This window comes from Amycolatopsis taiwanensis DSM 45107, from assembly GCF_000519205.1.
Taxonomy (GTDB): Bacteria; Actinomycetota; Actinomycetes; order Mycobacteriales; family Pseudonocardiaceae; genus Amycolatopsis_E; species Amycolatopsis_E taiwanensis.
In genome coordinates this window covers 141,957-162,526 of sequence record NZ_JAFB01000025.1, presented here as the reverse complement: position 1 = coordinate 162,526, position 20,570 = coordinate 141,957, and the positions used below count along the sequence as shown (strand labels likewise).

9 protein-coding genes are annotated in these 20,570 nt (G+C 70.8%); 8 read left to right on the top strand and 1 reads right to left on the bottom strand.

Annotated elements, in window-relative coordinates; all coding sequences use genetic code 11:
• Nucleotides 1-175 precede the first annotated feature (175 nt).
• Nucleotides 176-529: an HNH endonuclease signature motif containing protein gene (locus tag A3CU_RS55695; protein WP_425388268.1), complete on the bottom strand. Its 354-nt coding sequence runs from the start codon at nucleotides 527-529 to the stop codon at nucleotides 176-178.
• A gap of 161 nt (nucleotides 530-690) precedes the next feature.
• Here A3CU_RS55695 and A3CU_RS0120625 point away from each other — a divergent pair, with 161 nt between their 5' ends.
• From A3CU_RS0120625 to A3CU_RS0120590, 8 genes are all read left to right on the top strand, one after another.
• Complete coding sequence (locus A3CU_RS0120625; protein ID WP_043841843.1) at nucleotides 691-1,752, top strand: Rossmann-fold NAD(P)-binding domain-containing protein; 1,062 nt, start codon at nucleotides 691-693, stop codon at nucleotides 1,750-1,752.
• Between the two features lie 54 nt (nucleotides 1,753-1,806).
• On the top strand, nucleotides 1,807-3,183 hold the full coding sequence (locus tag A3CU_RS0120620) for a DUF6002 family protein (RefSeq protein ID WP_027943912.1): 1,377 nt from the start codon (nucleotides 1,807-1,809) through the stop codon (nucleotides 3,181-3,183).
• The gene (locus A3CU_RS45775) at nucleotides 3,180-5,249 is read left to right on the top strand and encodes a non-ribosomal peptide synthetase (protein WP_052371915.1); all 2,070 of its coding nucleotides are present in this window, start codon (nucleotides 3,180-3,182) and stop codon (nucleotides 5,247-5,249) included. Before A3CU_RS0120620 ends, A3CU_RS45775 begins: the two co-directional genes overlap by 4 nt.
• On the top strand, nucleotides 5,246-6,943 hold the full coding sequence (locus A3CU_RS45770) for a beta-ketoacyl synthase N-terminal-like domain-containing protein (RefSeq protein ID WP_052371914.1): 1,698 nt from the start codon (nucleotides 5,246-5,248) through the stop codon (nucleotides 6,941-6,943). Before A3CU_RS45775 ends, A3CU_RS45770 begins: the two co-directional genes overlap by 4 nt.
• Before the next feature lie 133 nt (nucleotides 6,944-7,076).
• On the top strand, nucleotides 7,077-9,395 hold the full coding sequence (locus tag A3CU_RS0120605) for a lantibiotic dehydratase (RefSeq protein ID WP_027943911.1): 2,319 nt from the start codon (nucleotides 7,077-7,079) through the stop codon (nucleotides 9,393-9,395).
• Nucleotides 9,392-11,743, top strand: coding sequence for a lantibiotic dehydratase (locus tag A3CU_RS0120600; protein ID WP_027943910.1), 2,352 nt, complete (start codon nucleotides 9,392-9,394; stop codon nucleotides 11,741-11,743). The genes A3CU_RS0120605 and A3CU_RS0120600 overlap by 4 nt, the downstream gene beginning before the upstream one ends.
• 11 nt (nucleotides 11,744-11,754) lie before the next feature.
• Nucleotides 11,755-15,240, top strand: coding sequence for a non-ribosomal peptide synthetase (locus tag A3CU_RS0120595; RefSeq protein WP_052371919.1), 3,486 nt, complete (start codon nucleotides 11,755-11,757; stop codon nucleotides 15,238-15,240).
• The gene (locus tag A3CU_RS0120590) at nucleotides 15,237-20,570 is read left to right on the top strand and encodes a type I polyketide synthase (RefSeq protein ID WP_052371913.1); all 5,334 of its coding nucleotides are present in this window, start codon (nucleotides 15,237-15,239) and stop codon (nucleotides 20,568-20,570) included. The genes A3CU_RS0120595 and A3CU_RS0120590 overlap by 4 nt, the downstream gene beginning before the upstream one ends.

The window sequence follows — 20,570 nt, the reverse complement described above, 5'->3', positions numbered from 1 at the left end:
ACCGGCCCAGATCCACCAGGTTTCGAGCCGGCTCCACATAACGAGGCGTCAAACACTGATTTCTCACGTATACCTTCTCATCTCGCTCAACAGGCACGCACCATCTGGCAGTACTGGCACGCCCCGCCTTTGTCAGGGCCGCTTCCCACCCAAACCCCAACACTCCCAACAGGATTCAGGCTGCCCTCAGCTTCACCAGATCGCTGCGACGACCCAGCGACGAAGGTCTCCCACCTCCGTTCGATACAACAAGCGCCTCATGGCGCACCCAGGCGCTGTGGTGGATGAGCCGATGATGGTGGTGGCACAACAGTGTCAGATTCTGGAGCGAGGTGGGGCCGCCTACGGCCCAGTGGGCGACGTGGTGTGCATGTGTCCACTTGGGACGTTTCGTGCAGTTTGGAAAGGTGCATCCGCGATCTCGCTGGTTAAGCGCGCGTCGGATGCTGCGGGGAACGACGCGGGCGGCGCGTCCGATGTCCAGTGGCGTCGAGCAGGCCTCACCCGTGCACGGCCGGCGCGGGTTCAAGCCGGGAGCCGGCGGCGTTGATCAGCAAACGGCCGCTAACGCGATAGGGCATTCGGCGTAATGCCGGCTGGTCAGATTCCAACCGGGTATGCCTTCCCGCGTCGCGTGATCGCGGCTAAGGTCTGGATCGTGGGAACTGCAGACGATGGCGATCCGGCCGGATGGTGAGCCGGGTTTCGGTTCCCAGGATAGTCGTCACGGGCAGTGGCTCCCTGGCGCGATCGGTGTGCTATTCCCTTGCCACGGAATTGACCACACCGGCAACGGTCAGCATTCTGGCGCGTGCCGGCGGTAAAGCCGCCGAGCTCGCGTTCGTCGCCAGCGTACGGGCGAGGGTGAGCGAGCGGGCGGTCGTCTTCTACGGCCGCGGCGTGGATTTTGCCGACCTGGACGGTGTGCTGGGCGAACTGGCGCCCGATCTGGTCGTGCATTGCTTGTCGCACCAGTCGCCGTGGGAGCGCGGCACGGCGCCCTCGGCATGGACGGAATTGCTCCGTATGACCGGTTTCGGCCTTACCTTGCCACTGCAGGCCGAACTCCTGATCGACGTCGCGGAATCACTGCGGCGGGTGGCGCCCGACTGTCTGCTGATCAATGCCTGCTTTCCCGATGCGGTCAATCCGGTCGCGCACGCGCTGGGTTTTCCGGTGTTTTGCGGCATTGGAAACATTTCGACCATTTCGGCCGCGATCGCCGCCACGTTGGACTGGAAAGACCATCGGTCGTTGCACCTTTTGGCTCATCATTTGCATCTGCATGCGCCGGCCGACACCGCCGACGAGGCGCGCGTCTGGTGCGAGAACGTCGAACGAGACGACGTGCGCGCGCTGCTCGCCGGCATGCGGTCCACTGCCCGCGCAGAGTTGAATCAGATCGGCGGGCATGCCGCCGCCCGGCTGATCGACAGCCTTCTCACCGGTGGCACCACCGACACCCATGTGCCGTCCCCGCTGGGGCTGCCCGGTGGCTACCCCGTGCGGATCCGGGACCGGAGCATCGAACTGCGCCTGCCCAAGGGGATCGACGCCGAGGCGGCCATCGCGTGGAACCAGCGGATGGCACTGCTCGACGGTGTCGTAGTCGACGGTGGCCAGGTCCGCTTCGCGCCGTCGGTCGGTGAGCACGTGCCGGAATTCGCCGAACCGTTTCCGGTCACCGAGATCCGTTACGCCTGCGCACGGCTGCTCGCCCTGCGCGAGCGACTCCGCGAGGTGGCGCCGTGACCCGGCGTGCCCCGCATTTCGAATCCACCGCTGACGACGAAAGAGGCGCCACCCATGCCGAACGCCACTGCCGACACCGCCCGCACGGCCACGCGCAACCTGATCCTCGACTACTACGACCGGCTGCCCGCGGTGATCGACCGGTACGTCCCGGACCCGGGGCCGGTCGAGCAGGCGGGCGCGTTCACGCCGGGCTTCGCGTTACCCGAACTGGACGACGGCGTGCGGGAGTACTTCTCGGTGGCCGGGGCGGACCTGCATCACCTCGGCGAGTACGGCGACAGCAGGCTCATGCTGCTGGACCTCATGCGCAACCCCGGCACCAACACGACCAAGACGCTGGCCTCGCTGCTGATCGTGGCGCGCGCCGTCGAGTACATCCGGCGAACCGGCAACTCCGTGCTGATCTTCTCGCCGACCTCCGCGAACAAGGGCACGGCACTGCGTGACGCCGTGTGGCGCGCGATCTCCACCGGCTTGGCCGGCCGTGAGCAGTTGCGTATCGTGACGCTGGCGCCGAAGTCCTGTGTGGACAAGCTGCGGAGTAGCCCGCTGTCGGCCGAGGACGACCTGCGGGAGCTCAATCCGGTACTGGTCTACGACGGTGCGCAGCCCGAGGACGTCAAGCTGCTGGGTAAACGGTTCGTCGAGCAGCACGGCGCGTGGCTGGCCGAACGGCACGGCAGCCGTATGTGGTTTTCCTTGGAGCTGCGCAACTACGTCATCGCAGACGCGGCGCGGGCGTTCCTGGAACAGGACATCACTCCTGCGCGCGCGGGCCAGGGGCGCGTCCACGCGCACGCCGTGTCCAGCGCGTTCGGCCTGCTCGGCTATTCGCTGGGCCGCGAAGTGTTGGAGGAGCAGGGCATCGCGCGGGCCGAGGACCGTGCCGGGTACCTGCTCGTGCAGCATCTCGGCACCCCGGACATGGTGCTCAGCCTGCACTACGGAAGCCACGACCGGTCGGCCATGCCCGAGTACACAGTGGACACCGAAACCGGGCTGTACGTGCAACACGCGTCGCCGCACTTCCCGCAGGTCACCTTCGATCCCGAGGAGGTGCTCGACCCGACCTTCTACACCCGGGCGCCGGTCACCTCGGCGGAGATGAACCCGCTGATCGAGACCTACGGCGGCGCCGGCATCGTGGTGTCGCTGGCGGAATGCCTCCGGCGCTACCCGGTGCTGCGGCCGTGGTACGCGGGCACCAGCCGGCCGCTGCCCGGCGACTTCCGTACGGTCCGCGAGTGGTCGCTGGTCATGGCGACCACCGGTGTGCTGAACGCGCTCGACCGCGGCCTGATCAAGAGCGGCGGCGAGGTCGTCGTGCACGGCTCCGGCTTCTACACCACGGCGGACTACATGCCACTGGAGCGCGAGGCGATGACCGTGGTGCGCACCGTCGACGACATCGTGGCGGCGCTGACATGACCGTCGAGGTGCCGGCGGGATCGGCGGCCGACCTCGCGGCCGCGATCGAACATCTGGTGCGCCGCTACACCGGCGGCGCCGACGTGTGGCGGCACTACGGCAAGGTGGACCTCCGCGCCGGTGGGGGCGGGGTGACGGTCGACTGCGAGGACGAGCGGCTGGAGCGGTGTTTGGCGCGCGACCTCGCCAGGGTTCTGGCCGGCGAGGCGCTTACCCGGACCACGATGGAGCCCGAGGTCGAGGAGCTGGACACCAGCACGCTCGGACAGTCCATTCCGGACCGTTTCGTGCGGGTGGCCCAGGTCTGGCCCGATCGGCCGGCCGTGCGGGCGGACGACGGCGAGCTGACCTATCACGAGCTGTATCGGATGGCGTCGGGTATCGCCGCTGCTGTCGAGGCCGCCATCGGGGGGACCGGCGGGCAGGTCGGGATCATGCTCGGCCACGGCAGGCGCACTCCCGCGGCGATCATGGGTGTGCTGTTGTCGGGCAACGCCTATGTGCCGCTTGATCCGGGTTATCCCGCGGGACGACTGCGCTACATGGCCGAGCACGCGCGGATCGGCCTAATCTTGGTCGAGCCCGGCACGGCCGGACTGGCCGCCGAACTCACCGGCGTGCCTACGGTGGACGTGACCACCGTGCAGGCACGGGACGGCGCGGGCACGGGACCGTCCACAGCGGACAGTGTCGCCTACGTGTTGTACACCTCCGGCTCCACGGGCCGCCCGAAGGGCGTGTTGCAGAGCCACCGCAATGTCCAGTTCCAGGTGCGAAACCACGTCACCCGGCACGAGATCACGGGCGACGACAAGGTGAGCGTGCTGTCGTCGTTCAGCTTCGACGCCTCGGTGACGGACCTGTTCACCGCGCTGGTGACCGGCGCGACGGCGGTCCTCGTGGACATCCGCACGCACGGCCTCGGCCATCTCGCGCGCAGACTCACCGAGACCGGCGTGACGATCTACCACTCCACGCCCACGGTCTACCGGTACCTGCTCGGCTCGCTCGGGCCGGGGGACAAGCTGCCGAGCATCCGCGTCATCCTGCTGGGCGGTGAGGAGCTGACCGCCCGCGACGTCCGGCTTTACCGGGAGCACTTCGAGCCGCACTGTGTCTTCGTCAACGGCTATGGCGCCACGGAAGTCAGTTTCGCGTGCCAGAACCATGTGACGATGGCGGGCGAGGTGCCGGACGGGGTGCTGCCGATCGGGCGGCCGCTCGACGGCGTCGAGGTCGTCCTGCTCGCGCCGGACGGTGAACGCGCCGCCTTGCACGGCGAGATCGTCGTCCGCAGCAGCCACGTTTCCGTTGGCTACTGGGAGAACGACGAGGCGAACGCCGCGAAGTTCCTCGAGGTCGACGGCGTCCGCGCTTACCGCACCGGCGACGTCGGCAGACGATTGCCGGACGGCCGGATCGTGTTCGCCGGGCGCACCGATCGGCAGGTCAAGATCCGCGGGTACCGGGTCGAACTGGGTGAGGTCGAGGCCGCGCTGGCCGATCACCCGGCGGTCGGCCAGGTGGCCGCGGTGGCCCGGCCGAAAACCGACGGCACCAGCGAGATCGTCGCGTATGTCGCACCCGCGGGTGGCCAGCAGATCGACGCGATCTTGCTACGCAAGCAGGTCGGCACGACGTTGCCGCACTTCATGGTCCCGGCCGCGGTAGTGGTGCTCGACGCCCTGCCGCTCACACCCACCGGCAAGATCGACGCCCGCGCCTTGCCCGAGCCCACGCACCGTGGCACAGCGCAGGCTCCGCGCACCGACACCGAACGGCTCGTCGCCGGCGTCTGGTGCGACGTGCTCGGCGTTCCGTCGGTGGGCCTCGACGAGAACTTCTTCGACGCGGGCGGGCACTCACTGCTGATGGCAACGGTCGCGCGACTACTGGAGGAACGGCTGGGCAGGGAGATTCCCTTGCACCGCCTGTTCCAGTACCCGACCGTCGCGAGCCTCGCCGCGCACCTCGCGGAAGAGACCGCGGCGACCGGCGGGCTGACCGCGGTGGCCGACCGGATGGCGCGCCGCCGGATTGCCCGCAAGCCCGGGAGGCAGCCGTGACCGAGTACGTGGGTGACGAGATCGCGGTCATCGGGATCGCGGCGCGGTTTCCGGGCGCGCCGGATGCGGAGACGTTCTGGCGCAACCTGCTCGATGGCGTCGATTCGATCCGCGACTACCCCGAGAACGAACTGCGCGCCGCGGGCGTCCCGGACCGCCTGCTTACCGACCCGGACTACGTCCGCTCCGCCGGACACCTTGACGACCTCGACCGGTTCGACGCCGGCTTCTTCGGTTACCCGCCGGGCGAGGCAGAGCTGCTCGACCCGCAACACCGGCTGTTCCTGCAGATCGCGTGGACCGTGCTGGAGGACGCCGGCTACGACGTGACCCGCTACGCGGGGTCGGTCGGCGTGTTCGCCGGCGCGGCGGTGAACAAGTACCTGCTGCGGCACCTGCTGCCGAACCCGGCGAAGTCGCCGCTGCGGGCCGACGGGCAACTCGATCCGGGGCACACGCCCGACTACCTGCCCACCCGCGTGTCCTACAAGCTCGGGCTGACCGGGCCGAGTGTCGCGGTGCAGACCGCCTGTTCCAGCTCGCTCGTCGCGGTCGCGTTCGCCGCGCAGGCGCTGCAGGATTTCCGCTGCGACATGGCGATCGCGGGCGGCGTGGCGGTCACGTCGACCACGCCGTCGGGCTACCTCGCCACCGAGGCGGGCGTGCTCTCCCCGGACGGCCGCTGTCGCAGCTTCGACGCGAGCGCGGCGGGAGCGGCACCGGGCAACGGTGCGGGTGCGGTGCTGCTGAAGCGTCTGACGGACGCGCGGGAAGACGGTGACCACGTCTACGCGGTGTTGCGGGGCTGGGCGGTCACCAACGAAGGCGCCGCGCGGGCCGGGTTCCTCACTCCGGGCGTGGACGGCCAAGCCGCCACCGTGACCGAGGCCCTCGCCGCGGGCGAGCTCGCGCCGGAGACGATCGGGCTGATCGAGACCAGCGGTGGCGGCACGGCGGTCGGCGATGCGATCGAGGTGGAGGCGCTCGCCCGCGCGTTCGCCGCGGCCGGCGGGGCGCCGTCACGGTGCACGCTCGGCTGCGTGAAGGCGAACGTGGGCAACCTGGATGCCGCCTCCGGTATCGCCGGGCTGATCAAGGCGGTGCTCGCGGTGCGAACCGGAACAATTCCGGCAAATCCGAATTTTGTCGTGCCGAATCCCGGCATCAATTTCACGCCGACCGGTTTTTCGGTCGCCGAGAAGACCATGGCCTGGCCCACCACGCATGCCGTTCGGCGGGCCGGTGTCAGTGCCATCGGAATGGGTGGAACGAACGCGCATGTGATCGTGGAACAACCACCGGACCGGCCGTCGTCCGCACCGCACGATTCCGTGCACGACTTGACACTGAACGGCCGAACGCCGGAGGCCGTTCGCGCCGCCGCGCGCCGGCTCGCGGCCCACCTGACGGAGCATCCGGAGCTGTCACTCGCCGATGTGGCCTACACGCTGCGGGTGGGGCGGTCCGCGTTCGCCTACCGCGCAAACGTTGTGGTATCAACGATTTCTCAGGCATGCCAGGCACTTACCGGTGAGTTGACGGTGGTTCCCGCCGGGCAGGCCGCTGCGCGGACAGAAACGACTGCGCCCGGCAGGCGGGTTCCGCTGCCGGGTTATTCGTTCGAACCCGAACGGCTCTGGGTGGAGCCGCCGTTCACCGTAGCCAGCATTGGGCCGAATGGTCCTGATGAATAGTCCTGCCGGCTATTCTGCAATCGCGTTAACCGGTGCTAACTTTATGAAGCTCCCGGTGTGTTCGGCAGGAAGATTTCGCCGGTCCGAAAGCACCTTACATGTTCGACGGAACTGGGGTTGATGCGCCTTGACCGTGCCGGACCACGCGACGCCTATTCCGGGAACTTCGTGGCTGGTCTGGCGCGCCGGCCTGCTCCGCTCCGCGGGATTCGGCGCCGACGTCATCGAGTCCTTCGCCGCGCCCTCGCTCGCCGCGGCCGCCGACGCGCTCCGGGCGGGCACCGGCAGCCGGGATGCCTTCGACGCCGCGTTCGATGAGGCATCCGCCGAACTCGGCCGCGCGGTCTACGACGTGTCGGCCGATCCGCGCTTCCGCGAGGCCATGGCGTGGCAGAATCTCGGCGCGCTCAACGCACCGGAGGCCATCGTCCGGGACGGCCCGGACGCGCCGCGCAATGCGAACCGTCGCAGACGCGAGGAACTCGTCGCGAAGTATGCCCAGCGCTACACGGTGAAGAACGACAGCATCGGTTTCTTCGGCCCGATGTGCTGGGTCACCGTCGATGCGCAGGCTCCCGCCATGACCGGTGGGCACGGCCCGTCGCTCACCCGCATGCGCAAGGTCTTCTTCGAATGGTGGGCACTGGTCGCGCTCGCCGCGAGCATCGCGGAGGACGAGGGAGTCAAGCCCTGGTTGCCGGTCGCGCTGCAGCCCCACCTGTGTGTACGGGGCCGCAGGCTGCTCGTCCCGGGCAGGCCGCCGCGTGAGCTGTCCGCCGGTGAGGCCGCCGTGCTCGAGCGCTGCGACGGGCGCCGGGTCGCCGCGGAAGTCGCGGCGGAGGCCGCCGCCGTGCCGGGGTCTGGGGTGCGCCGACCCGACGACGTGTACCCGTTGCTCAGCCGGTTCGTCGAGCAGGATGTGTTGCGCTGGGAGTTCGTCCTGCCCATGAACCTGTCCGCGGAGGACGCGCTGCGCGCGCAGGTGCGGAGGATCGAGGGTGCGGCGGGCGAGCGTGCGCGGGGCGTCTTCGACCGGCTCGTCGCCGCGCGGGACGCGCTGGCGGACGCGGACGGCGCGGAGGCCGTCGCCAAGGCCATGGAGCAGCTCAACAACGATTTCGCCGAGGTCACCGGTCGCGCGGCGCACCACCGCGACGGCCAGACCTACGCCGGGCGCACGCTGGTCCACCTCGACACCGCGCGGGACGCGGAGTTCACTTTCGGCGGCCCCGTGCTCGCGGCACTCGCGCCGATGGAACCGGTGCTGCGCTCATGCCGCTGGCTCACCAGCACGCTCGCCGAGGTATACCGCGACACCCTCCGCCGGCTCCACCAGGAGCTCGCCGCCGAACTGTCCACCGACGAGGTGCCGTTCGACCAGCTGCTGTTCATGGCGCAGACCGCGCTGTTCGGCGAAAACCTGCCCGCCGCCGAGGTGGTGGACGAGTTCGGCCGTCGCTGGGCGGACATCCTCGGCATCAACGACCTTCCGGCGGAGGCCGAGTGCGTCCGGATCTCCACCGCCGAGCTCAGCGCGGCGGTCGACGAGGCGTTCCCCGCGCCGCGACCCGGCTGGCCGATGGCCCGGTTGCACTCGCCGGACGTACACGTGTGCGCGTCGAGCGCGGAGGCGCTGGCCCGCGGCGAATTCTCCGTCGTGCTCGGCGAGCTGCATGTCGGGATGCCCACGCTGGACACTGATTTCTTCCGGGTCGGCGTCGAGCGTGAGGACGACCTGATCGCCGCCATGCGCGCGGACGTGCCCGCGGGCCGCGTGCACCCGCTGGTGCCCGACGAGTGGCCGAGGCAGTGCGCCCGTAATGCCGACTGGATGTTCGGCTGGGACGACATCGAGCTCGGCTTCACCGCCGCGCCCGGTGCGAACCCCGACCGGTTGGTGCCGATCACCGCGATCACCGTGTCCGAAGTGGACGGAGAGCTGATCGCGTTCCTGCCCGGTCACACCCGCCGCCCGCTGCTCGACCTGGTCTCGGACTTCCTGGGCATCCACGCGTTCGACACCTGGAAGCTCACCGGCGTGCGCGGGCACACACCGCGGGTCATGGTCGACGACCTGGTGCTGCTGCGCCGGTCGTGGCGGTGCACGGTGACGGAGACCGGCCTCGCCGACATCACCGGTGAACGCGAGCGCTACCTCGCGGTACGTGCCTGGGCGAGCGGCCTTGGCCTGCCGGAACGGGTCTTCGTCCGGGTGAGCACCGAGATCAAACCGTGCTATGTGGACTTCACCAGCCCGGTCTACGCCCGGGTGTTGTGCACGATGCTGCGTTCGGCGCAGCGCACGGGCGGCGGCGACGCCGGGGTGACGGTCAGCGAGATGATGCCGACGCCCGACCAGGCGTGGCTGACCGACTCCGGCGGCAAGCGCTACACCTCCGAGTTGCGGCTGCACCTGGTCGACCCGGTGGAACCGCAAGGGGCCGGCCGATGACCGTGCGCGCCGCCGGTCATCTCGTCGGGCTGCCGGGCACCGGCTGGCGGGTCTGGCGGGACGCCCTGCTGCGCACCACCGGATTCCCGGCCGAGGGGCTGGACCGGTTCGCGGCACCGGCCGCGGCCGAGGCGGCGGACGCGTTCCTGGCGGGGGCCGGCGGGCGGTCCGAGTTCGACGAGGCGTTCGCGGCCGCGGTCGCCGATGCCACCCGCACCGCTTGGGAGCTGGCCGGCGACCCGCTTTTCCGCGAGGCGGTCACCTGGCAGAACCCGGCCATGCTCGTCGCGCTGGACGGCCTGCGCAAGGCCGGGCCCGCGCCCGATCCGGCGCGGCAGAACAAGAAGTCGCGCTATCGCCAGCGGATCCGCGAGGAGCTGGTCGCGCGCTACTGGCAGCGGTACTGCGCCAAGAACGAGACCGTCGGGTTCTTCGGCCCGGTCACGTGGTTCACCCTCGACCCCGACGCCCCGGCCGCGCAGGTGAAACCGGGCTCGGGGCTCGTCCGGGAGCGCCGGGTCTGGTTCGAGCGGTGGGCGCTGGCCGCGTTCGCCGCGAAGCTCGCCGATGACCACGAGGTGCGGCCGCATCTGCCCGTGAGGTTGCGGGCGCCGCTGTCCCTGGACGGCACGCGCGTGCTGCGGCCCGCGCAACCGCCGCTGGCCGTGACGCCCACCGAGGCGGCGGCGCTCGCCCGCTGCGACGGCCGGCCGGCCGTCGCGCTGACCGCCGAGCTGGCGGACGGCCCGGATGCGGTGCTGCACAAGCAATCCGACGGGTACGTGCTGCTCGCTCAGCTGGCCGAGCGCGGGCTGGTGACCTGGGGGATCGACCTGCCGGTCAGCCCCGACGCCGAGGACGTGCTCTCCGATGCGCTGCATCGGATCGGCGAGGACACCGTCCGGCACCGAGTGCTCAGCGCGTTCGAGAGTCTGCGCGCTGCCCGCGACGAGGTCGCCGCGGCCGCGGGCCGGCCGGATCGGCTCGCCGCCGCACTGTCCACACTGGATTCGGAGTTCGTCCGCCACGCGGGCGTGCCCGCTCGGCAACGTGACGGCGAGATGTACGCGGGGCGGGCGCTCTGTTACGAGGACACCGTGCGCGACCTGGACGTCGTGCTCGGCGGTCCGGTGCTCGAGGCGCTCGCCGCGCCGATGGAACTGCTGTTGCGCTCGGTGCGCTGGCTTTCGGCCGCGATCGCCGATGCCTACCGCTACGCGTTGCGGGAGCTGTACGACGACCTGGCCACCGAACTGGGCACCGCCACGATCCCCGCCGGTCCGTTGTGGTACCTGGCGCAGGGGCCGCTGTTCGGCAGCGTGGACCGGCCCGCCGACCAGGTGACGGCCGAGTTCGTGCGCCGCTGGGCCGCGGTGTTCGCGGTGGACGCCATGGGCTCCGAAAACACCGAGCATGTCGAGTTCACCAGTGCCGAACTGGCGGCGGCGGTCGCCGAGCAGTTCCCGGCGGAGGCGCCAGGGTGGTCGGGCGCGCGGCTGCACAGCCCCGATCTCACGATCTGCGCGGCGAGTGCCGAGGCGGTGAACCGAGGCGAGTTCACCATCGTGCTCGGCGAACTGCACGCGGCGTGGGCCACCTTCAACTGCGCGGTTTTCGTGCTGGGACACGAGGATCCGCAGCGGTTACGCGCCGCGTTGCGCGACGATCTCGGGCCGGGCCGTTCCCTGCTGCTGTATCCGCCTGATTTCCCACGCCTGACCGGCCGCATCGCCCGCTACCTCGACGATGACAGCGACATCCAGCTGGCGTTCACCGACGCGCCGGGCATCGTGCCGGACCGGCTGCTGCCGTTGACCGCGCTCACGGTGTCCGATGTGGATGGTGAGTTGGTCGCCGCGGCGGCGGACGGGCGGAGCTGGCCGCTGATCGAGCTGTTCGGCGAACTGGTCGCGATGCACGCCGTGGACGCGTTCAAGCTGGTGGCCGCGGCATCGCACACGCCGCGCATCACGATCGACAAGCTGGTGGTGTCGCGCCGGACATGGCGCTGCACCGTGGCGGAGAGCGGACTGGCGCGGGCACGCGAGTTCGCCGACCGGTTCCTCGCCGCGCGGCGCTGGCGAGCGGCGCTCGGCCTGCCCGAGCGGGTGTTCGTCAAGATCGCCACCGAGACGAAGCCGGTGTACGTCGACTTCACGGCGCCGCGGTACGTGTCGTCGTTCTGTGCGATGGTCCGCGCGGCGCGCGATGCGGGCGGCGATGACGTCCTGCTGACGGTCACCGAAATGCTGCCGGCGCCGGAGGAGGCATGGGTGCCGGACGGCCAGGGCCGCCGGTACTTCTCGGAAATGCGCCTGCAGTTCCGTGATCCGGAGGCGGCGCGGTGAAGGGGGAGCCGATGTCCAAAGTGGTCCCGGCCGAGTGGATGGCCGCCGATCGCCCCGGCGTACCGGGCGGTACCGTTCCCGGTCTCATCGCACGCCACGCCGCCGAACGCCCGGACACGATCGCGGTGCGGCAATGGGACGTCCGGCTCACCTACCGGGAGCTGCTGGGGTTGGCCTCCCGTCTCGCGGAGACCTTGCGTGACAACGGAGTCGGACCGGAGAGCCGGGTCGGCGTCTGTGTCGGGCGGCACCCGTCGTTGCTCGTGGCGCTCCTCGGCACGCTGCTTTCCGGTGGCGCCTACGTGCCGCTCGACCCCGACCTACCGCCGGTGCGCCTCACCGAAATCGCCGCCGACGCGGGTGTCGTGTGTGTAGTGGCCGACGACGCCGGGCGCGCGATCTTCGCCGGCACCGGGCTGGCGCTGATCGACCTGCCCCGGGAGCGGGCCGAGCCGTTCGCCTGCCCCGTGCTCGCGGACAACGCGGCCTACGTGATCTACACGTCCGGCTCGACCGGCCGCCCCAAGGGGGTCGTCGTCTCGCACGCCAACATCGCGGCGTTCATGACCAGCATCCACGACCGCGGCCGCATCCGGCTCGGTGACCACGCGCTGGCGATCACGTCGATCGCTTTCGACGTGTCCGTGCTGGAGCTGCTGGTGGCGCTCATGGTCGGCGCGTCGATCCAGCTGGCCGCCGAGTCCGACCGGGCGGACCCGGCCCGGTTACGCCGCTTCATGGTGGAGCACGAGGTCACCTGGGCCGACCTGCCGCCCGCCCTGCTGCCCCTGCTGTCGCCGGGGGAGCTGCCGCTGCTCCGCTCGATCGTCACCGGTGCCGAGGCGCCCGGCCCCGAGCAGGTGGCCCGCTGGACCGCCGACGGACGACGGCTGATGAACGGCTACGGCCCGACCGAGACCACCGTCGCGGTGGCCGGGTTTCCCGCGTCCGGCGAGTGGACCACGCCGATCCCGATCGGCCGCCCGATGCTCAACCACCGCCTGTACGTGGTGGACGAGAACTTCGCGCTGGTGCCACAGGGGGTTCCGGGTGAACTGCTGATCGGTGGCCCGGGGGTGACCCGCGGCTATCTCGACCGGCCCGGGCTGACCGCCGCGCTGTTCGTGCCGGACCCGTTCGGCGACGAGCCCGGCGCGCGGCTCTACCGCTCGGGGGATCTCGTGAGCTGGGGCGTCGACGGTGAGCTGCGCTTCCACGGCCGGGTGGACCGGCAGGTGAAGGTTCGTGGCCAGCGGGTGGAGCTCGGCGAGATCGAGTCCGTGCTGCGCGGCCACCCTGACATAACTCACGCCGTCGTGGCCGCCGTACCGGTTCGCGATGACGTCACGCTGGCCGCGTTCGTCACGCCCGCTGACGCGCCGGACGCCGCCGCGCTGCGCGAGTACCTGTCCGAGCGGCTGCCCGCCGTCATGGTGCCATCCAGGTTCCAGCGCCTGGATGTGTTGCCCCTCAACAGTTCCGACAAGGTGGACCTGGCCACGCTCGTCGCCGGCCTGACCGTCGACGAGGAAGCGGTCGTCGACATCCCGGGCGTGCCGCGCGAGCTGGCGGTCCTGTGGTCCGAGGTGCTGGGTGCGCCCGCACGATCCGCGGCCGACGACTTCTTCGTCCATGGTGGACATTCGCTGGGCGCGATGCGCCTGGTCGCGGCGATCCGGTTCGAGCTTCGCCGCGACGTCGCGGTGGAGGACGTGTTCGCCGCGCGTACCCTGGGTGCCCTTGCCGAACGGGTCGCGCGGGCCGATGAAGTGTCCGGAGTGGACGTCGAAACCGGTCACCCACCGGCCTTGTCCGCCGCGCAGCGCCGACTGTGGTTCCTCGACCAGCTCGCCCCGGACGCCGCCGCCTACAACATCGCGCTCGCACAACGACTGCGCGGCCCGCTGGACACCGGCACGCTGGCCCGCGCGCTGACCGAGGTGGTCACCCGGCACGACGTGCTGCGCTGGCGGGTGCCGCACGAGGGCGGCCGTCCGTACGCGGTCATCGACCCGCCCGCCGAGGTGCCGATGCCGCTCGACGACCTCAGTGGCCTGGCCGCCGGGGAGCGAGACCGGGTCATGCGGGAGCGCCTGCGCACGGAGGCGACCGGACGGTTCGACCTGGCGACCGGGCATCTGCTGCGCGCCCGGCTGTTGCGTCTTGCCGAGGACGACCACGTGCTCGCGATCACCGCGCACCACGCCGTGTTCGACGGCTGGTCCGAGCGCGTCCTCTACGCCGACCTCGCCGCGGCCTACGCGGGCAAGACCCGGGAATCCGCCACGGCTGCCACGTTCGCCGACTACGTGGCCTGGCGGGAGGAGCGGGAATCCCGGCGGGGCAAGAACGACCTGGCCTGGTGGACCGAGCACCTGGCCGGCGCGCCGACGGTGCTCGACCTGCCGCGCGACCACCCACGCCCGGCCGAACAGAGTTATGCGGGCGCGTTCGCGGGCACCGAGCTGAGCGCGGCGACCGACGCCGCGATCCGCGCGCTGGCCGCCGAGCTGGGCGCGACACCGTCCACTGTGGTGCTAGCCGCGTTCGGCGACCTGCTTCGCCGGATCGCCGGGCGTGCGGAGGTCGTGATCGGCGCCCCGGTGGCCGACCGCCGGCACGCCGCGTTCGCCGACCTGATCGGCTTCTTCGTCGATATCGTGCCGTTGCGGCTCGGCAGCACCGATCAGCGGACGTTCGCCGAGGTTGTGGTCGCGTGCCGCAACGAGCTGTTCGATGCGCTGGCCCACCCGGACGCGCCGTTGGAGCGCGTGGTCGACGCGCTGGCGCTGCCGCGTGATGCGTCCCGTGGCGCGCTCGTTCAGGTGCTGTTCAACGTGTTCAACTTCGCACAGTCCACATTGGAACTTCCCGGTATCGAGGCGCGCATGGTGCCCGCCGGCCTGCCTGGTTCGCCGTTCGACCTCACCACCTATTTGGTCGAGCGCGACGGCCGGATGCGCTTCGAAGTGGTCTACAACCCCGATCTCTACACAGCGCCCCGCATCGATGCCTTGCTCGCCGCGCTGGTGTACGTGCTCGACGCGGCCGTTGCGCACCCGAGACGTGCGCTGGGCGAGATCACCCCACCGAACCTCGACACGTTGCGCGCCGGCCTGGTGGAGCCACAGCCCGTGCCGCTGAGTGACCTGCCCGCGGACGTCGTCCCTCCCTCGACCGACACCGAGCACGTGGTGGCCGCCGCGTGGTCGGCCGTGCTGGGCAAGCCCGCGGTGGGGGTCACACAGAACTTCTTCGACCTGGGCGGTACCTCGATGGACCTGGTGTCCGTCGCCGAGCAACTGCCCGGCAGGCCCAGGGTGGTGGACCTGTTCCGCTATCCGACCGTCCGCGCCCTGGCCAGGTTCCTGGACGGCGATACGGACAGCTCCGGGCTGACCAAGGCGGCACAACGCGGTGCCGCCCGGCGGGAACGCGCACGACGCCGCACCGCGACAAGACGAACCGGGTTACCAAGCCAGGAGGGTCGAGGATGACCAGCAGCGAGAGCGGGACTGCGGGCGCGGCAGCGGGCATCGAGCCGATCGCGATCATCGGCATGGCCGCCCGCGTGCCGGGTGCCCGCAACGTGCGGCAGTTCTGGCGCAACCTCGCCGATGGCGTGGAGTCGGTGCGCCGGTTCAGCCGCGAGGAGCAGGTGGCCGCGGGTGTGCCCGAGCATCTGGTCGACGACCCGAATTTCGTGCCCGCGGCACCGGTGCTGGACGACGTCGAGTACTTCGATGCCGCGTTCTTCGGCATGACCTCGCGCGAGGCGCAACTGTCCGACCCGCAGCAGCGGCTGTTCCTGGAGCTCGCGCATACCGCGCTGGAGGACGGCGGCTACGACCCGGCCCGCTACGACGGCCAGATCGGCGTTTACGGCGGCATGGGCAACGAGGACTACCGCTGGCGGCACCTGCGCAGCAACCCGAAGATCATGGCGTCGTCGGGTGCGCTGTCGGTGTCGCTGGGCAGCAGTTCGGATTTCCTTGCCACATTCACCTCCTACAAGCTGAACCTGCGCGGCCCGAGCTTCACGGTGCTGACGGCGTGCTCCACCTCGCTGGTCGCGCTGCACCTGGCGTGTGAGTCGCTGCGCAACGGCGAGTGCGACATGGCGCTCGCCGGTGGTGTCTGCATCGAGTTGCCGCTGGGTGCGGGTTATCTGGCCACCGAGGGTGGCGTGCTGGCGGTCGACGGGCACTGCCGCCCGTTCGACGCCGAGGCCACCGGCACGCTCTGGGGCAGCGGCGGCGGCGTCTTGCTGATCAAGCGGCTCTCCGACGCGTTGACCGACGGCGACGACGTTCGCGCGGTGATTCTCGGCGACGCGATCAACAACGACGGCGCCACCAAGGTCGGGTTCACCGCGCCGAGCGTCGAGGGTCAGGCGGAGGTGATCGCGCAGGCGCTGGGCATGGCGGGGGTCGACCCGCGCACGATCGGCTACGTCGAGGCGCACGGCACCGCGACCGCACTCGGTGACCCGATCGAGGTGGCGGCGCTGACCAGCGTCTTCGGTGCGGACACCGATGAACACGGTTGGTGCGCGATCGGCTCGGTGAAGTCGAACGTCGGACACCTCAGCCAGGGTGCGGGCGTCGCGGGTGTGATCAAGGCGGTGCTCGCCATGCAGCACGGGCTGATCCCGCCGACGCTGCATTTCGAGCACCCCAACCCGCGGCTCGACCTGCCGAACAGCCCGTTCTACGTCAATTCGACACTGTCCAAATGGGACGCCGAGGGAGCGCCACGGCGGGCAGGCGTCAGCTCGTTCGGCATGGGTGGCACCAACGCGCACATCGTGCTCGAAGAACCGCCCTCGCTCGACGAGCCGAGGACGCACCGGCGCCCGGCGAGCCTGTTGCGGCTCTCCGCACGCAGTGAAACGGCGCTTGCCGCGATGCTCGACCAGCTCGCCGGTCACCTCACGGACCACCCGGAGCTGGACCTCGCCGACGTCGCGCACACCTTGCGGGTCGGCCGCGCTCGGCACGCTCATCGCGTCGCGGTGGTGGCCGGCGACCCAGCGGACGCCGTGCTCGCGTTGCGCGACCGAAAGCGCCGCCAGCCGGGGATCGCGGGCACCGAGCCGCCGAAGGTGGCGTTCCTGCTGTCCGGGCAGGGCTCGCAGTACGCGGGTATGGCGGCCGAGCTATACGAACACGAGCCGGTGTTCCGGTCCGCTGTGGACGAATGCCTTGCCGCGTTCGGCGAGGTCGGCACCACCGTGCGCATCGCACTGCTGGCTACCGGCGAGCAGCGCGCCGCGGCCGAAGAGGCATTACGTGGCACGGACATCACCCAACCCGCGCTGTTCGCCGTCGAGTACGCGCTCGCGCAGCTGTGGTTCTCCTGGGGTGTGCGCCCGCAGGCCATGGTCGGGCACTCCATCGGTGAACTGGTAGCGGCGACGCTGGCCGGTGTCTTCAGCCTGGCGGACGCCGCGCGGCTCGTGGTCACCCGCGGCAGGCTGATGCAGGCGATGCCGCCGGGCACGATGCTCGCCGTCCGCGCGGATGAGTACGACGTGGCCGGCATGCTGCCCGAAGGGCTGTCGATCGCCACGGTCAACGGTCCCGGCACCTGTGTGGTGGCCGGTGCCACCGAACTGGTGGACGCCTTCGCCGAGCGGCTGAAGGAGCGGGGGATCGGGGCGAAGCGGCTGAAGACCTCACACGCCTTCCACTCACCGACCATGGAGCCGGTGCTCGAGGAGTTCGCCGCCGCGGTGGCCGCCGTGCCACGCCACGAGCCGAGGATGCCGTTCCTGTCCAACGTGACCGGCACCTGGATCACCGCTGAACAGGCGACCGATCCACACTACTGGGCGCGGCAGGTGCGCGAGACCGTCCGGTTCGGACAGTGCGTGGCGACGATGCTCGCGGACGGCGCGTGGGCACTGGTCGAGTGCGGCCCCGGAAAGCAGCTCATCGGCCTCGCCCGCATGCAGCTGCCCCGAGGCAACAAGGACGCGCTGCCGCCGCTGCCCAGCCTCCCGGCGCAAGGCGAGAAGGCTCGTGCGCTGGACCTGCTCTACACCACCGCAGGTCGGTTGTGGACGGTCGGCGTGGACCTCTCCGACGACTCCTGCGGAGCGCCCGGAAAACGGGTCTCCCTGCCCACGTATCCCTACGAGCGCAAGTACTTCTGGATCGACCCGGCGCCGGTGAACGCCGAGCCGGAGCCGCCTGCCCGGACCGGTCCGCTGCCCCTCGACGAGTGGTTCTCGGTGCCGACCTGGCGGCAGTCCATTGTGCCCGCACCGGCCGATGCGCCCGGCCGGTACCTGGTGCTGGGCACTGCTCCGGAGATCGTGACGGCCCTGCGCGACGCCGGTGCCGAGGTGATCGAGGCGGACGACCGGCGCGACTACCCGGCCTTGATCGCCGAGCTCGGTGCCGGGCTTCCCGCCCACATCGTGCACGCCCGGACGCTGGCACCCGTCGATGACGTCATGGCCGCGCAGGACAACGGGTTCTTCGACCTGCTCGCCCTGGTGAAGGCGCTGGCCGCGGCCGGCATCGAGGACAAGCTGCACCTGGACGTGGTGACCCGCGGCACCCAGGACGTCACCGGGCACGACCTGGTCAACCCCGAGCACGCGACGGTCGCCGGCATCGTGAAGGTGGTGCCGCTGGAGATCCCCACGCTGAGCGTGCGGCACATCGACCTGGACCCGGCCGGTGGTTCGCGTGCGGACAGGGACGTGGACGCAGAAATCCGGCGGGCGCCGCGGGACGAGATCGTGGCGCTGCGCGGGAGGCGGCGCTGGGTGCCGGACACCGAGAGCGTGCCGCTGCCGCCCGTGGACGACGCACTGCGCGACGAAGGCGTCTACCTGATCACCGGTGGCCTCGGCGGCATCGGCATCACCCTCGCCGAACACCTCGGCCGGCAGCACCGCGCCAAGCTGGTCCTGCTCTCCCGGTCGGGCCTGCCACCACGCGAGGAATGGGACAACCACCTCGGCCCGGACCGGGTGGGCCGCGCCATCGCGGCGATCCGGCGCACCGAGCAGGCGGGCGGCCAGGTGCTGGTCGCCGCCGCGGACGTGACCGACGTGGCCGCCCTGCGCTCGGTGCGGGAACAGGCGCTGGCGCGGTTCGGCCGCATCGACGGCATCGTGCATGCGGCCGGCGTCCCCGGCGGCGGCATGGCCGAGGTCAAGGAGCGGGACGTCGCACTGCGGGTGCTCGCCCCCAAACTGGCCGGGACGAGCGCGTTGCGCGCCGCGTTCGGCGATCTCTCCCTCGACTTCGTGGTGCTGTGCTCGTCGGTCACCGCGCTCGCGGGCGGCTTCGGCCAGGTCGACTACTGCGCCGCGAACGCGTTCCTCGACGCCTACGCCCGCGCGGCCGACGGCTGGCCGGCCCGGGTGGTCTCGGTCAACTGGGGCGGCTGGCTCGAGGTCGGCATGGCCGCCGAATCCGGCGCACCCGCCGTACTGGGCGGCCGGGCCGGCACACCGATGACGCATCCGATCCTGCGCACCGCGCACGACACGTGGTGCGAGGGCGTGATCTCGCCGGACACGCACTGGGTGCTCGCCGAGCACCGGATCTCCGGAGTGCCCGTCCTGCCGGGCGCCGCCTACCTGGAGATCGCCAGAGCGGCGGCCGAGCGACTGCTGCCCGGCTCCGGCTCGGTGGAACTGCACGACGTGGCGTTCGTCGAACCACTGTCCGTGCCGGATCACACGTCCGTCCGGCTGCGCGTGGACGTCGCGGGAGATGAGTTCACCATCAGCAGCACCGCGGGCGGCCCGGCCCGCACGCACGTGCGCGGCACCGTCACCCGCGTCGCGCCCGGCATGGAAGCCACTGTGGACATCGCCGCGGTGCGGAACCGCTGCGAGCAACGGCAAGTGGCCGGCAGCATGATGGACTCCCGCCTCACGCCCGGCGCCGACGGCCCACCGGTGCTCGGCTTCGGTGATCGCTGGCGCAGCCTCGAGAACCTCTACGTCGGCAAGGACGAGGAACTGGCCCACCTGGCCGCGCCCGGCCAGGTCGCCGGCGAGCTGGCCGACTGGGGCCTGCACCCGGCCCTGCTCGACATGGCCACCTCGTTCGGCACCCCCGGCCAGGGCGCCTACCTTCCCTTCGCCTACGGCAAGGTGACCGTGCGCGGGCCCATCCCGGCCGCCGCCTGGAGCCACCTGCGTTACCGGGGGACCGGAGCCGAGGTGGTCACCGCCGACGTGTCCGTTGTGGACGCCGACGGCCGGGAACTGTTGTCGGTCACCGAGTTGGTCCTGCGGCGGGTCGACATCGGCGCGATGACCACGACCGTGCATGAGGCGTCGGGCGAGCGGGTGCCCGACGAGATCGGTATCCGGCCGGCGGAAGGCGTCGAAGCGTTTCGGCGGGTGCTCGGCACGGACTCGGGTCCGCAGCTCGTGGTCTCGGTCAAGCCGCTGGCCGAGGTCTTCGCCCGCACCGCGGGCCTCACCACCGATTCGATCTCCGACGCCGCCGTCGAGGACACCATGGAGCGGCCACAGCGGATCGCGGGCAGCGACTACGTGCCGCCGTCGACCGAGCTGGAGGCGAAGCTCGCGGCACTCTGGCAGGAGGTGCTCGGCGCCGATCAGGTGGGCGCCGAGGACGACTTCTTCGACCTGGGCGGCAACTCGCTGGTCGCGGTGCAGTTGATCGCCCAGGTGCGCAGCGAGCTGGGAGTCAAGTTGCCCATGCAGACCCTGTTCGAGGGCGCCACGGTCGCCCGCATGGCGGCCAGGGTCGAGCAGGTACGGGCCGCCGAGCCACCTGCCGAACCGGCACCCGCCAGCACGATCAAGCGCTTGGCGCGCAACGAGTAG

Bases quoted from the DNA above. Each gene is read 5' to 3' on its own strand.
- A3CU_RS0120600 (WP_027943910.1), top strand. From the start codon at position 9,392: ATGACCGTGCGCGCCGCCGGTCATCTCGTCGGGCTGCCGGGCACCGGC.
- A3CU_RS0120625 (WP_043841843.1), top strand. From the start codon at position 691: ATGGTGAGCCGGGTTTCGGTTCCCAGGATAGTCGTCACGGGCAGTGGC.
- A3CU_RS0120595 (WP_052371919.1), top strand. From the start codon at position 11,755: ATGTCCAAAGTGGTCCCGGCCGAGTGGATGGCCGCCGATCGCCCCGGC.
- A3CU_RS0120590 (WP_052371913.1), top strand. From the start codon at position 15,237: ATGACCAGCAGCGAGAGCGGGACTGCGGGCGCGGCAGCGGGCATCGAG.
- A3CU_RS0120620 (WP_027943912.1), top strand. From the start codon at position 1,807: ATGCCGAACGCCACTGCCGACACCGCCCGCACGGCCACGCGCAACCTG.
- A3CU_RS45775 (WP_052371915.1), top strand. From the start codon at position 3,180: ATGACCGTCGAGGTGCCGGCGGGATCGGCGGCCGACCTCGCGGCCGCG.